Source organism: Psychrobacter cryohalolentis K5 (assembly GCF_000013905.1).
Classification (GTDB): Bacteria; Pseudomonadota; Gammaproteobacteria; order Pseudomonadales; family Moraxellaceae; genus Psychrobacter; species Psychrobacter cryohalolentis.
This window is the reverse complement of the sequence record NC_007969.1, coordinates 2,561,838-2,576,569: the sequence shown is the minus strand read 5'-3', so window position 1 is coordinate 2,576,569 and position 14,732 is coordinate 2,561,838. Positions and strand designations below refer to the sequence as shown.

Below are 14,732 nucleotides of genomic sequence, written 5' to 3'. Positions count from 1 at the left end.
CCCTTAGTTTTCAATTATCCCAAATGCTCATATGATAAATATGTAAATCAAAAGTAGCTATCCATACAAGAGATACAAGCCATGCTTTAATGCTATGCAATAAAAGTATGTAATCCGTACTATCCATAATACGCTATATTGCCTAAACAGGATGTTATTAAACAAGGCGTGCTTTGTTAATGTTTCTACACAATGTAACTGCATGGCTCTGTACTTATGACACCACTACTTTTTTGCCTTTAGATTCAATGGGTAAGTTGGCCAAACAAATCAAACTGTCACTACTGATGCCTGCGATTAAATATTGTTTGGTCAGTGGATCGTACTCAATTACTTCAATAGGCTGGCGGGTTAAGCGTTGGTCTTGTCCTATAATCCAGATATTGGCAGTCAAAGAACGCAGCGGTTTGTAAGGCGGCACCTGTATTTGTGTCAAGTCAACATTATGTAGGGCAATTTTAGGCACAATAGTACCCACTTCTATCTGCCCGTAGTCAACTCTGCCAGTGACTTGCATATCAGGCGCTAGCTGATTGCGACTGACTTCATTGTTGATCACATTTACATAGACCAAAAGCTGTATCGGTTGTTTTACCGCCTGCACTTTACTGACCTGACCGGTAAATTTATCTACTCTATCTTCGGCAGTAAAGTTGACGGTTTGACCGACAGAAATTTGCGATTCAGCTTCAATCGGCAACGTTGAGATAAAATGCAATTCCGTTTCGTCACTGAGCTTCAATAACACTGTTTGAGCCTCTATCTTTTGTCCAGCTTGCACCGACAGATTCTCTACGCGTCCTGAAAAGCGGGCACGTAATGTGATTAAATCAGAGGACTGCTTTGCCGTTGTTCTGTCTTTGCTATTACTAGCAAGCTCGGCTCTATTATTATCATTAATAACATTAGTTTTTTTATTTAAAACAGAGGGCTGGCTAGTATTATCAGAAGTGCTAGCTCCATCAGCATTACTAGCAGTTGTATTTAATTCTGCTTCTATATTGGTTTCAGTATCATCAAAGCCTATCGCTTTGTTTAAAATTTCCTGACGTCGAACTGTGAGTAGAGGCGTACCTTTTTTCACCCATTGGTTGTCACTGACTAATACTTGCTCTACCGTCAGCGGCTGCGCTGCCATAAGGTTGATTTGCTTGATAGGTTCGATACGACCTTGTAAGCCAAGGCTGGGCTGATAACGGGTAGGTTTGATACTTAAAATATGATCAGGTGTGATGGTGACACTATCGGCACTAATGAGTGGTATATCAACTGGCTCATTATTGTCGCTACTTAACACTTCAGTAGGAGATGTTGGCTGGCAGGCGATAAGAAATAGGGCGCTCAATATATAGACGCTCTTTTTTAACGGCGCAGTCTGTAAGCATATAAAACGCATGTAATGCAGCGAGCGCATAAAAAATGTCATACCAATCACCATCATAAACGACTTTTTATTATATAGGGAATTACAAGTATGGGAAATGGTTCTATCAGATTGTATTTAACTGGTTTTTTTAAGCACTAGATGAGACGCTGTAGAATGCCGTTTTTATATAGAGAATAGTCGTTAAGTGGCTAAATTTAGAACATAATTTCACTAATTACTGGATAATGGCTGGTAACTGTGCTAAAACGAACATATCAAAATATATTGATACATTTTTATCACAAAGGTAAATTATTCAGTAAGATGAGTGCTGGTTCTATATAATGGCTACGATTGGAAAGACGACATTTAACAACGAAGCTATTCACTTGCAACTTGGTTGATTGTTTCGGTTTTCAATATAGTAGATTTTTGATAAGACTAGATATTCAACTGTTTTTATAACAAGCAATATTGAATAAGAGATACTCGTTCATTGACAGAGGATTCGATTACATTATTCATTAAATTTGCCTGTGATAATTAATGGTTGCAGAGTATGAGTAATCATTGAATTTATGGCTATAATAACGCTGTACGAAATTTAGCATAACGCCCAACATACTAAGATAATTCATTGTGAGTAAACAGTACTACGCGTGAGTAGTACTGTGAACATATCGCATAATGAATAAACAGTCGTTAATAGGACAATAAGAATGGAAAATAATTTTGATGGTTTAAAAGTAATGGTTATTGATGACTCAAAAACCATTCGCCGTACCGCAGAAACCTTGCTGCAAAAAGCGGGCTGTGAAGTTGTCACTGCCATTGATGGATTTGATGCTTTGGCTAAGATTGTCGACCACAATCCAGATATTATTTTTGTGGATATCATGATGCCACGTTTGGACGGTTATCAAACTTGTGCCTTGATTAAAAATAACCCTGACTATGCCAGTAAACCTGTGATTATGTTGTCATCTAAAGATGGTTTATTTGATAAAGCCCGTGGACGTATTGTAGGTTCTGATGAATATCTGACCAAACCGTTTAGTAAGGATGAGCTTTTTGAGGCAATTAATCAGTATCGTTAATCTGTAATATGATCATAAAAAGTGGTCAAGGCTTTTTCATATAACGATAAAATATTGTTGTCATAATCAGTAATATGCATTCAGTTCAGCATGAAATATTACTTCAATCGGTTTGTTTTAACACTATATATCTAACAGATATCATCGAAAATAAAGGAAATAACTATGACTACTGTATTAGTCATTGACGATTCACCATCTGAGATGGCGAAATTTCGCGACATGCTTTCTAAAAATAACTATCAAGTATTGGAAGCGACCAATGGTGAACAAGGCTGCCAGATGGCCATTGCTCATCTACCAGACGTCATTTTGATGGATGTGGTCATGCCTGAAATGAATGGTTTTCAGGCAACTCGTAAAATCACTCGTGACAAGGCAACAGCACATATTCCTATCATCATGATCAGTACCAAAAATCAAGAAACCGATCGTGTATGGGGCAAGCGTCAAGGCGCAAAAGAGTATCTTACCAAGCCTATTGATGAAAGCGGTCTGGTCCAGATCATTCGTAAAGTAATGGAGTAGCTTGTGGCATCGAGAGGATTTATTGAGCTTCTGCGTATAGCAGATATGGCACGTTCGCGTAAAAGCGGACGCCGCGGCGGACAAGAATTTGACTGGCAAGGGGTAGTATTTGAGATTGGCGGACAACGCTTGGTTGCGCCAATGGGTCAAGTAGCAGAAGTATTATCCATGCCAGAATATACCAGCGTGCCCTTAGTAAAGCCTTGGATGCTTGGTATTGCTAATATTCGTGGGCGTTTACTGCCATTGACCGATTTGTCTCGATTTTTACAAGTCCCCAGTCGGTTAGCGCAAATGAGTCAGCGTAAGGTGATGGTCATTGACCATGAAAATGTGTTTTCAGGGTTACTTGTTGACCAAGTGATCGGTATCGAACAGTTTACTCAAGACCAATATCGTCCAGAAGCCATTGAACCGAATTCGCCATTTGCACCTTATAACCATGGCAAATTTTTCAAAGATGAACAAGATTGGTATGTGTTTATGCCAAGCTTACTGACACAGGATCTACAGTATACCGATGCTGCAATATAACTGTCTTTAATGACCCGTCAAGTTTGATTATTAGGTGTTCATTAAAACGATGGCAGAAGAATCATAGCTGACATGATCCGGTGGTGTGTCAGCATTCATACAGGCTTTGTTCATCACGGTTGTTTTGATAACACTATGATTTCAGAGTCAGTCACAATAAGACTTTGATGATTGTTTGAAAGGAATAAGTGCGATGAGTGATGTTATAAATAACCCTGTAAGCGGTGTAAATAAAGCTGCGACAAATGCAAACAGTCAATGGAAACTATTACTAGGCGGTTGTGCTCTAGTGGCTATGGGTGCTCTATTGGCGCTGATCAATGCCATATCCTCGGTCAGTGAGTATTTAACCGATTTCAATCAAGCTGTCATAATACCGGTAGTTGTCTTTGTGCTCAGTGTACTGGGTATCTTTTTCGCTTTTTATAAGTTGCTACAGCAGCGCGGTGGCTCAGAACGTCTCCTTATTGAAAAAGAGACCTTACGTCGTCGTCAAGAAGCGGAAGCTGAGTCTGAACGTGCGCGCCAAATCCAAGAAGAAAACGAGCGTAACCAGATTGCTATTTTGCGCCTACTTGATGAGTTGGGTGATTTGGCAGACGGAGATTTGACGGTCAATGCAACAGTATCAGAAGACTTCACTGGTGCAATTGCCGACTCTGTCAACTTTGCTATCGACCAACTACGCCAATTGGTACTGGTTATTAACAGTACCGCAGATCGCGTTTCGCAGTCATCAGAGCAAACACAGATGAATGCAGTCGAGCTTGCGGCAGCCTCTGAGCATCAAGCACAAGAAATCGCTGGTGTATCTGCGGCTATTAATGAGATGACGGTGTCTATTGACCAAGTTTCAAATAACGCTGCAGAATCTGCAACGGTTGCTCAGCGTTCGGTTGCCATCTCTTACAATGGAGCAGAAGTAGTACAGCGCTCTATTGAAGGTATGAACGTTATCCGTGATCAGATTCAAGAAACCTCGAAACGTATTAAACGTCTTGGTGAGTCTTCGCAGGAAATTGGTGATATCGTTGGTTTGATTAACGATATTGCAGACCAAACTAACGTTTTGGCATTAAACGCAGCGATTCAGGCATCGATGGCAGGTGAAGCAGGACGAGGATTTGCGGTTGTTGCTGATGAGGTTCAGCGTCTTGCTGAGCGTTCGGCAAATGCAACCAAACAGATTGAGACGTTGGTAAAAACCATTCAAGCAGATACCAGTGAAGCGGTCATGTCGATGGAATCAACGACGTCTGAAGTCGTACGTGGTGCGCGGTTGGCAAAAGATGCGGGTGAAGCACTAGAAGAGGTGCAAACCGTTTCTAATACTTTGGCGGATCTTATTCAGAATATTTCAAATGCTGCTCTGCAACAGGCGGAGTCGGCAGGTCATATTTCTCATACTATGAACATTATTCAAGATATTACCTCTCAAACGTCTTCTGGTACGATGGCGACTGCACGTTCTATTGGTGAGCTAAGCGAAATGGCTGCAGCACTACAAGAATCAGTCACCGGCTTTAAAATATCAAATGATGATGAGCAGTTGAATCATGAAAGCATGGATCATGAATATCTCGATATGGATGAGAGAGTCTCAGCCAGTATGTAATAACTGTCGATAATAGCTATAATTTTTCCTATGGAAATGTTAACCAAATTGCTGCTCTAAATAGACATTATAAAATTTGGAGCAGCAACATTAATAGCAGGTCACATGAATCATCATATTAAAAAAGGCAGTAATAGCATTCATATAATTGAAGCTATATCAGTAGACAGCCTCATGCAAGATAATGTGAAAATGATACGGCATGACGATTATTTTGGTACTAGACAGTGGCAACGCTATATAGAGTGTGAGATTGGTTTTATTTTACCTAATATTCAATGTAACTGGTTGGAAAATGCGGTGATTCACACGGCATTGTTTTATGGATTGACTACCGTCCAGTTGTGGCAGCAGTTGCCGTTTAACAATGAGCTACGCCAGCATTTGCTTGATAAAGTATTGATCCATGAAAGCCGATTTTTCCGTCATCTGCCTTCTATCAATTTTGTCACAGAATGTGCAGAGCAGCATCAGCTTCGCAAGCGGATAGCTACTGATACTAGTGAGATGTTTCACATATGGAGTGTGGGCTGCGCGAGCGGACAAGAGACTTGGTCTCTGGCAATGAGTTTGGCTGCAAAGCAATTGAGCAATTACACGATCTTGGGTACAGATGTCAGTCAACAAGTACTAGCAAAGGCGCGATTGGGTCAATATGACGCTAAACAGCAATCATTAATCCCGCCATATTGTCAGCAGTTTGTGCAACCATTATCACCAGCAATCATGGCTGACGAAGCGAGTATTGGTAACACTTATCTAAATAGAACCACGGCAAGTAGTAGCTATGGCTACTGGCAGGTCACAGCAACGTTAAAATCGCAGGTCCGTTTTGCTTTACACAATATTATGGATGAAAAACCGCCTACCGCGCATCTACAACAGGTGATTGTTTGTCAAAATATGCTGCTATATTTTCGCAAGTTTGATCAGCGTGATATTTTAGCTCGATTATCAAAACAATGCGCCTTAGGTGGTTATATTATATTGGCTCCAGGTGAGGCGCTATTTTGGCGTCCTTCAAATATGCGCCGTATTGCGCACCCACATCTCAATGCGTGGCAAAAAATCAGTACCTAAATTAGCGCCTAAAAGAGTCAGGATGAATCTATGAAAAACCAGCCCAATGACATGGTAACGCTTGAGTGGTTATTGCCACTGTTTAATCAGCAATTAACACAGGTAGCTGATGGCTGGCAATTAGAGACAGCAGGCACTAATAATGAGCAAATGGCACAGTACTATCATGAAATTGCTGGTGCCCTGATCATGATTAATTTGCCTGCTCTAGCAAGTTTAGCGAATAAGCTTAGCCTATTAGCAGAAGCCACTGTTTTTGATGGTTTGGATAATGGCAGCTTAGATATAAATTTGGCTGCTGAGAAACTCAGAATAGGGCAGATTGCTCATAAAGTGTTACAGCGTGAGCTGGAACATTATGTGTGCACAGGTAGATATCATAGTGTTTTAATGAATAAAACGCTGATTGATCTAGCACAAGTCTTATCGCAGTTTGATATAGTCATAGAGCCGCTTGCAGATACCTTATCTTTGACGACAGACAGTCATTTGGCTAGCTTATCGGATTATGATGATATTGACATAACTCTACCTGTGAGTAGATCAGTGTCAGATTTAGATAGTCAACAGCATCGGCAATTGCTATTAGTGTGGCGCCAACAGACACAAAAATTGCTCGCTGCCAATATGAATAAGCCTGCTATTCTGACTGTGCTACAAAAGGTCAGCCATTATTTATGGCAAACGGCGCAAGAAGCTGATTTGCAGCGCTTGTGGTATCTGGCTGAGCTGTGGCTACAGGATCTTGGGCAAAATGAAATACCACTACCTAAGCAGTATGCAGGAATATTAAGTCAGCTGGATCAATTGATAGACAGTCATCAAGATCAGATTGAGCCACCTATAAGCGAGATTCAAAGTCTCGTTAGTCATATTTATAGCGAATTAAGTAGCCTTATTCATAACAGTGATAATGCTGAATCTTTATTGAATGGCAGTGTACAGATAGACGCTGAAGTACGTCTCTTACCTCGTATATTGAGTGAGATTGAGACGATTATTTTTGCACTTGATAAGCCTCATACTTTGCTAAAACCTTTAGCGAAAATAAATAACCAGCTTAAAAGTCGTGGCTGGACATTATTTGCCTCACAAATCGATGCTATTGCGACTAATGTAGAGCGTAGCCTCTTATCAGAGCAGGATTTTACGCAAGAACAATGGCAGATTGAACGTCAGCTACAAGAGTTGTATAGCGCTGTCTATAATACAGAACAAATGATTTCTATCAAAATGGATGATGTAGCTGCATTCACTATTTCTGCTCGCACTGATAATGACTTGCAACCAGCCAACAGTTTAGATGTTGGTTCTGTTAATGTGGATTTACGTGAGTTACGTATTGCGGCTGAAGAAGTTAAGCAAGATTTTCATAACTATATACAACGCCAACAGTTAGAATTATTGCCAGAGCAGGCAATTTTTATGAGCATGAGCCAGACTTTTAACAGTATGGGGCTGCCAGCGATTGGTGAAGTAGTCGACAAGATAGCCGATATATTTGTACAGATACGTACTCATAATATTGCCGTATTGAGCTGGGACGTTATCGAAGCGTTGGCAGAGAGTTTGAGTGCTATTGAGCTATTATTGGATTATCTTGCGCAACAGTTTGTTGATCAAACACTACTAGAAAAAGCAAATGCTTATATTGATACGGCAGCCAAGCTACTTAATGCATATATCGATGCGCCTGAAGCAGTCAACGATACTTTCCTCACCCAAAAACCAGCCGCCAATGATGTATTGCGCTATGACGACAGCGGTGAGATTGCGCCTGTCACTGTGCCGTCTTTTAATGCTGAGACTTTGACTGGCTTACTGTTAGACAATAAACAGTCTATAGAGACAGGGGCAAGCGAAGCTTTATTGAAAATGCGCCAACAGCTAAATCCTGATACCTTCGATATCGATGAAGACATTCGAGAAATATTCATTGAAGAAGTTGAAGAAGTGATTGGTGATCTAGAAGACTTTTTACCAATATGGCAGGAAGATGCGCAAGATTTGACACCATTAACGGAACTACGTCGTGGTTTCCACACCTTAAAGGGCTCGGGACGTATGGTTGGTGCTGTTAGCATCAGTGAGATGGCATGGTCTATCGAAAATCTACTCAACCGTTTATTGGATAAAACCTTATCCGTAACGGACGATGTGGTAACGTTGATAACAGAAACCACTAAACGCCTACCCGTTATGTTATTTGACTTTGCAGCACAACAGCCACCAAGCTTTGACCCTGCTATTACTCTTTTGCAAAGTCATAACTTGATGACTCAGCAACCACTAAATGCAGGTTTACCAGTAGCTGCACTTACGTTATTAACAGCTGATATTGAAGAATCGGACTTTGCATCAGATTATCATATACTTGACCATAATTTACACGCGCAAGCCATAAGCTCAGTCTCTGAGCCAGCTAACACTTTGAATGCATTGTCAGATTTAGAGCTCCCTTTGGTATTGCAGCCATTTATTTTGGAAGCACAGTCGCTAGTGACAGATGCAAACGATGCTGATCCTGATATTAAAGAGATATTTATAGAAGAGGCTAATGAAGTCTTAGATGAAATCATCCCTTTATATGGACATTGGCAGCTTTCACCTACTGATTTGACTGAACTGAAAGACATACGCCGTGGCTTTCACACTCTGAAGGGCTCTGGTCGGATGGTCGGTGCTCATTACAGTGCTGAATTAGCATGGTCTATAGAAAACATGCTAAACCGCATTTTAGATAAGAGCATAACTGCCTCAGCGGATATACAGCAGCTGATTGGTGATGTATTGGCCGTATATCCTGAGTTATTAAGCACTTTCGAGCGTGAAAGCCAAGATTATCCTACTATGATGCCATTGTGGGTGGCCTGTGCTAATGCTTATAGCAAACAATTAGGTGATGAATTCAGTTACCGTGCATTATACAATCAATGGTTACAGCCTGCTAAGCATACGCCAAGTCACATTGATTTAAACAGTCATATTCAAGATTTGGAGAATGATGAAGCAATTGATCGCACCTTGCAGACGATTTATTCGGTCAATGAAAAAATGGCAGAAGCACCAGTTATTGTGATGCCTCAAAGTGAAGAAGAACAGGCGTTCTTTGACATCTTTATTGAAGAGGCAGAAGAGTTGTTAGAAGGCGTTAATGACTTTGTACGTCATCATAAAAATGAGCCATATGTCGAGGTAAGTGACGAGATTGTGCGCGCATTCCATACTTTGAGAGCAGCTTCTGGCTCTAGTGCATTGACTGCCATTAGCGACGTGAGTGCGACGATAGAGCAAAGCTTAGAGCTTCTACAGCAGCAGGATATACCGATGAATGCAAGCCATTTAACTGCACTGGCCCAATCTGTCACGCTTATTGATGGTTATCTCCATAACTATAAACAACATGCAAACCAGCAAGATATGTCGGCAGAGCATATGCAAAGCGAGCAAGATATCGCCTCGTTACAGGCGATGCTTGAGGAGCAAGATGACGATAGTGAGGCAAGCACTGAGGATAAACCAACGATTAATGACTTGTTAGATGGCAATATTGATGAGTTATTAGATGCCGAGTGGCAATTAGATGAAGCGCTTAACAGTGCTGATATCGAGAAAATCCAAGCCTATATCGCTGAGCAAATTTTACAAATTAAATATTTAACTGACAAAGCACAAGCCTTTCCAAAATTCGTCTCTATTCTTGATGCCTTACAAGATGCTTATCATTATTTGAGCCAATATCCAAAAGAAGCGGCAGATATTGATATCCAAGAAATCCTACTTGCAGGTCATGCGCAGTTAGTTGGTTTATTTGATGCTTTAGCAGGCAGTACGTCATTAAAAATTGATGAGCAAGTACTAGAGCAGCTAGAGAGTATCAAGCAATACAACACCGTGCAAGTTAGTATCGTGCAAGAGAATATCGTGCAAGATAAGAATGAAAGTGATGAAAATATAGCCGATGAAGAACAGGCTACTGTACAAAGTATTGCCGCACCTGAGCTAGAGCTTGAAACTATCGATACGGATATTGAGCTACTAGAAATCTTCTTAGAAGAGGCGCAAGAGCTTGATGATGCGCTGGTCGATAGTTTCAGTAAGTGGCGTGCAGACATCACCCATATTAATACCTTAAAGGTACTCCAACGCCATCTGCATACCATCAAAGGTGGTGCGCGTATGGCGGGTATCCGCAGTATTGGCGACTTGACTCATGAAGCAGAAAGCGTTTATGAGGCGTTTGTAGAATCTAAACGCGAGCCAACCGCACAGTGGCTTGAGATTATGCAAGTGGTACAAGATACCTTATCGCTGCAGGTAGCACACATTGTACGTTATCAAAAGTCTTTTTTTGCGCCTGAGCTCATGGCTCAATTACAGCAGTTTTTAAAAGCACAAGCATTGCCAGAAACGGTACAGCTTATTATTCCTATGCCAAATAACCATGTGGCAGCTGAGCCTCAAATCTTTGCCAATCAAGATACCCAACAGGTAGCAAATGAGGCAGATGCGTTAAGTTTAGATAAAATCATTCAGCAATCGTGGGCGCATGGTTTACCTGATGCTGATATTTTAGAAGTTTTCTTAGAAGAGGCAACAGCGCTCACCAATCGTAATGAATATCTACAGTTATTCTTAAATGACGCAGGTGACATGGTTGCGCTGCAAGCACTACAGCGCGACTTGCATACCTTAAAAGGTGGCGCACGTATGGTTACTGCTACTGGTATTGCTGATTTAGCTCATGAAATGGAATCAGTTTATCAAGACTTTGTTGCTCAGCGCCGCCCTGCAACCACGAAAGTGCTGGAGTTGCTGGCTGCTTGTTATGACTGGCTAGCAGATGCTGTTTTTATCCTATCACAGCAAGTGAATCCGCCAACACCTAGTTTACTAATTGAGGCATTACAGCAATTTAGTAAAAACCCTAATAGTTTAAAGCAGGTACCAGCAGAAACCCTGCAAGCTCAGCGTGAAACGATTTTAATTGCCAAAGAAAACCAAGAAATAACCTATATCCAAGAAGATATCAGCGCCATGCCGCTGATGGTTAACGATGCGACTGAACAAGAGCAAAATGCCAATAATAGTGAGATGATTCGTATCTCAGGCAGTCTGATTGAGCATATGATTAACCTGTCAGGTGAATCTGCGATTAACCGTGCTCGTATCGATATGGGCATCAGTAGCTTGACCAACAGTATTGAAGAGATGGGTACTACCGTACAGCGTCTAGCGGATCAGTTGCGCCGTATGGAAATTGAGCTTGAGGCACAGATTTTATCGCAGATTGATGAAGAGCTGGTCAATCATGAAGGTTTTGACCCGCTAGAGATGGATCAATACTCTTCTTTGAATCAGCTGTCAAAATCTTTGTCAGAGTCGGCATCGGATTTGGTCGAAATTAACCATACTTTATTAGAAAAAACGCGTGATAGTGAAAGTCTATTGCTCCAATTATCTCGGACGCAGACTGAATTACAAGATGGTTTGATGAACTCACGTATGGTCCCTTTTACGCGATTAACACCAAGGCTTGAGCGTATTGTCCGCCAAACGGCTAATGAGCTGAATAAGTCGGTTGAGCTAAAAATTATCAATGCTGATGATGAGATGGATAGAACCATTCTAGAGCGCATCACCTCACCACTTGAGCATATGTTACGTAACGCAGTCGATCATGGCATCGAAAATGTGGCAGCAAGGCTGGCAGCAGGTAAAGAGCGCAGTGGTCAAATCACGCTAGAAGTACTACGTGAAGGAAGTGAAATTGTCATTTTGCTCAATGACGACGGGCAAGGGATTGATGTAGAAGCAGTACGTGAAAAAGCCATTTCTCAGGGTTTGATCGACGCCAAAGATAGGAATCTTAGCGACCTTGATATTATGCAATATATATTTAATGCCGGTCTTAGTACCAGCAAACAGGTCACGCAGATATCAGGGCGTGGCGTCGGTATGGACGTTGTTATTAGTGAAATTCGTCAGCTAGGTGGTGCTGTATCTGTGGTATCAGAGCTTGGCAAAGGATCAAGCTTTACCATCCGTGTACCATTAACGGTAGCTGTGTCTGATGCTTTGGTGGTTCGAGCAGCGGATCGTTACTATGCCATACCTTTGGTGCAGATTGAACGCGTTGTACGTATCAATCCAGAAAAAGTTTATGACTATTATCAATCGGGCGAGGCGACTCTCAATTTTGAAGACACTGACTATCGTGTACGCTATTTAAATGAGATTTTATCTGGTAATAAGCTCAATGAGCTGGTCGTTAATACCAATACCAGCGTACCGCTTATTATCATCAAAAACCGCAGTGGTCAGAATATGGCCCTACAAGTCGATCAAATAGCAGGCTCACGTATTGAAGTAGTGGTAAAACCTTTGGGGCAACAGTTCTCAAATGTATCTGGTATCTCAGCGGCCACCATTATGGGCGATGGCTCAGTAATGCTCATTCTAGACTTGATAGCCTTGATGCGTAACGCGGCTTTAGTCAAAGATGTCACGCATTCTAAAGCTACTGAACAAAGAAATATGGATTCCAATACCACGATTCTGGTCGTTGATGATTCAGTCACAGTCAGAAAAGTAACATCACGATTCTTAGAGCGTCAAGGGTTCAATGTGGTACTTGCCAAAGATGGTATCGATGCGCTTGAGATACTACAAGAGATGACGCCTGACTTAATGCTGCTTGATATTGAAATGCCGCGCATGGACGGTTTTGAAGTTGCTACCCAAGTCAGACATAATGGACGCTTGCAGCATCTGCCTATTATCATGATTACCTCACGAACCGGTGAGAAGCATCGTGAACGTGCCCTTGAGATTGGGGTAAATGACTATATGGGCAAACCTTTCCAAGAAAACCAGCTGCTTGATAAAATCCAAAGTTTATTGGATGAAAAGGTCCACCTAACTCATCATGGGTAACATACGTGCCTTGGCGTTAAAAGATAAAAATGAGATTAAAGTACTGGTGGTGGCAGAAGACCATCAGCAGCGGATGGCGTTCTCTGATACAGTGCGGAGCTGTGGCTTTCATCTGGTGGATTGCGTTACACCATCGCAGTTGAAGGATAAGTTTGATGGTTATGAAAGCGCTATTGATATCTGGTTGATAGACAGTGATTACGATGAGCATCTAGCGACCATGACAGCTGCTTCCAATCCTGTAGCGATGTTGGTCGGGTTTAGTCAAGCACCTTATCTTAATGAGGCGCAGCAGTACGCTAAATGGCAACGTAAATTCAAACGTAAGCTTGCGCAACTGCTGGATTTGCCAAATCTTATCGATAATTCTGTCTATAAGGATGATATTAGTGATTGGCGTTATGTGGTGTTCTTAGGGGCATCTATGGGTGGTCCTAGTGCGGTTAAAGAGTTCTTAGATCACCTATCGCCAACACTGCCGATAAGTATTTTACTAGCGCATCATTTTAATCAAACCATGATTAGTACCTTGCCACGTATATTAAATCGCCATAATGACTGGCACTGCCAGATGATTACTTCCTCGCAGCGCATGCGTACAGGTCAATGTCTGATCGTACCTATCGATCAACAGATTGTCTGTGACTCAACTGGTCGCATTATCTTATTAGATCAGGCTTGGGTAGGGGATTATAAACCTGCTATTGGTCAGATTCTCAAAAACACCAGCGATGTTTATGGTAGCGAGCTGATAAACATTATCTTTTCAGGTATGGGCAATGATGGCACGCAGTATTTAGATTTGATACAAGATAATGACAGTCAATTATGGGCACAAGACCCAATTTTGAGTACTTGTCCCAGTCAGCCACAGGCTATCATTGACTCAGGATATTGTACCTTTATCGGCAGTCCTCAAGCATTGGCAGAAAAGCTGACCAACTATATTGCTAATAAAGCGACAAACGACACTCCACATTCATTTATTGTGAGCGACTTATGAGACAGATGTTAAAACATTCATTTGAGGCAGTAAGCTTACTGACCACCACTAATGGTATGCTCGATGTGACGATCATTCCAGCGCTTGATCAGCCGGATTGGCTTGTTCCTAGTGGTTTGATTTTGAGTATAGATGAGTACAGCGAATATACACAATTTTATGAGTGGCAACAGCAACAAATCGCTGTGTTCCATATGTTACCGAGCCATCAAACGCCAGATAAGATGGTTATATTGGAAGGAAATACATCAGCGCATCGTATTGCTTTGCAAACTTCAGGTGAGGTGCGCCAACTACAGGCGCGTATCTCTGATGTGAAAGATGTTGAGCTGCCTGAGCATTTTATCAAGTCAAATAGCAATATCGATACGGTTCATGAACGTGTAAAAGAAGAGGTTGTGCTATCCTATCTTTTTCAGACGGTCATGATTGATAATATGCTGTATTTGGTGCCAGATTTAGATAAAATTGCGCATCAGCTAGTAGATTTAGACGGCTAGTTTGCTCATTAGATAGTCACTGTCTATATCTATGCCTAAGCGCTTATTAAGCAATCAGTAGCGACAGAGGTAA

Annotated in this window: 8 protein-coding genes and 1 pseudogene; 8 read left to right on the top strand and 1 reads right to left on the bottom strand. The window is 41.5% G+C overall.

Translation table 11 applies throughout. The features are described from left to right. Positions 1-214: 214 nt before the first annotated feature. Complete coding sequence (locus PCRYO_RS10745; RefSeq protein WP_011514417.1) at positions 215-1,426, bottom strand: efflux RND transporter periplasmic adaptor subunit; 1,212 nt, start codon at positions 1,424-1,426, stop codon at positions 215-217. Between the two features lie 659 nt (positions 1,427-2,085). On the opposite strand from PCRYO_RS10745, the gene pilG reads away from it, so the two are divergent. The 8 genes and pseudogenes from pilG to PCRYO_RS10705 all read left to right on the top strand — a co-directional run bounded on the left by pilG (position 2,086) and on the right by PCRYO_RS10705 (position 14,659). Continuing rightward, entirely contained in the window at positions 2,086-2,463 is a 378-nt protein-coding gene (gene pilG, locus PCRYO_RS10740; protein ID WP_011514416.1) for a twitching motility response regulator PilG, read from the top strand. Between the two features lie 165 nt (positions 2,464-2,628). After that, positions 2,629-2,991, top strand: a complete 363-nt coding sequence (locus tag PCRYO_RS10735; protein ID WP_011514415.1) for a response regulator — start codon at positions 2,629-2,631, stop codon at positions 2,989-2,991. Positions 2,992-2,994: 3 nt separating this feature from the next. Then, complete coding sequence (locus tag PCRYO_RS10730; protein WP_011514414.1) at positions 2,995-3,525, top strand: chemotaxis protein CheW; 531 nt, start codon at positions 2,995-2,997, stop codon at positions 3,523-3,525. Positions 3,526-4,051: 526 nt separating this feature from the next. Next, a pseudogene (locus PCRYO_RS10725) lies at positions 4,052-5,056 on the top strand (methyl-accepting chemotaxis protein); the annotation flags it as partial. Between the two features lie 189 nt (positions 5,057-5,245). Continuing rightward, on the top strand, positions 5,246-6,220 hold the full coding sequence (locus PCRYO_RS10720) for a CheR family methyltransferase (RefSeq protein ID WP_011514412.1): 975 nt from the start codon (positions 5,246-5,248) through the stop codon (positions 6,218-6,220). A 30-nt stretch (positions 6,221-6,250) separates the two neighbouring features. Further along, a complete protein-coding gene (locus PCRYO_RS10715; protein ID WP_011514411.1) occupies positions 6,251-13,156 on the top strand; it encodes an Hpt domain-containing protein in 6,906 nt (2,301 codons plus the stop codon). Beyond that, positions 13,149-14,159: a chemotaxis protein CheB gene (locus PCRYO_RS10710; protein WP_011514410.1), complete on the top strand. Its 1,011-nt coding sequence runs from the start codon at positions 13,149-13,151 to the stop codon at positions 14,157-14,159. The genes PCRYO_RS10715 and PCRYO_RS10710 overlap by 8 nt, the downstream gene beginning before the upstream one ends. After that, complete coding sequence (locus tag PCRYO_RS10705) at positions 14,156-14,659, top strand: hypothetical protein (protein ID WP_011514409.1); 504 nt, start codon at positions 14,156-14,158, stop codon at positions 14,657-14,659. Before PCRYO_RS10710 ends, PCRYO_RS10705 begins: the two co-directional genes overlap by 4 nt. Positions 14,660-14,732: the final 73 nt, after the last annotated feature.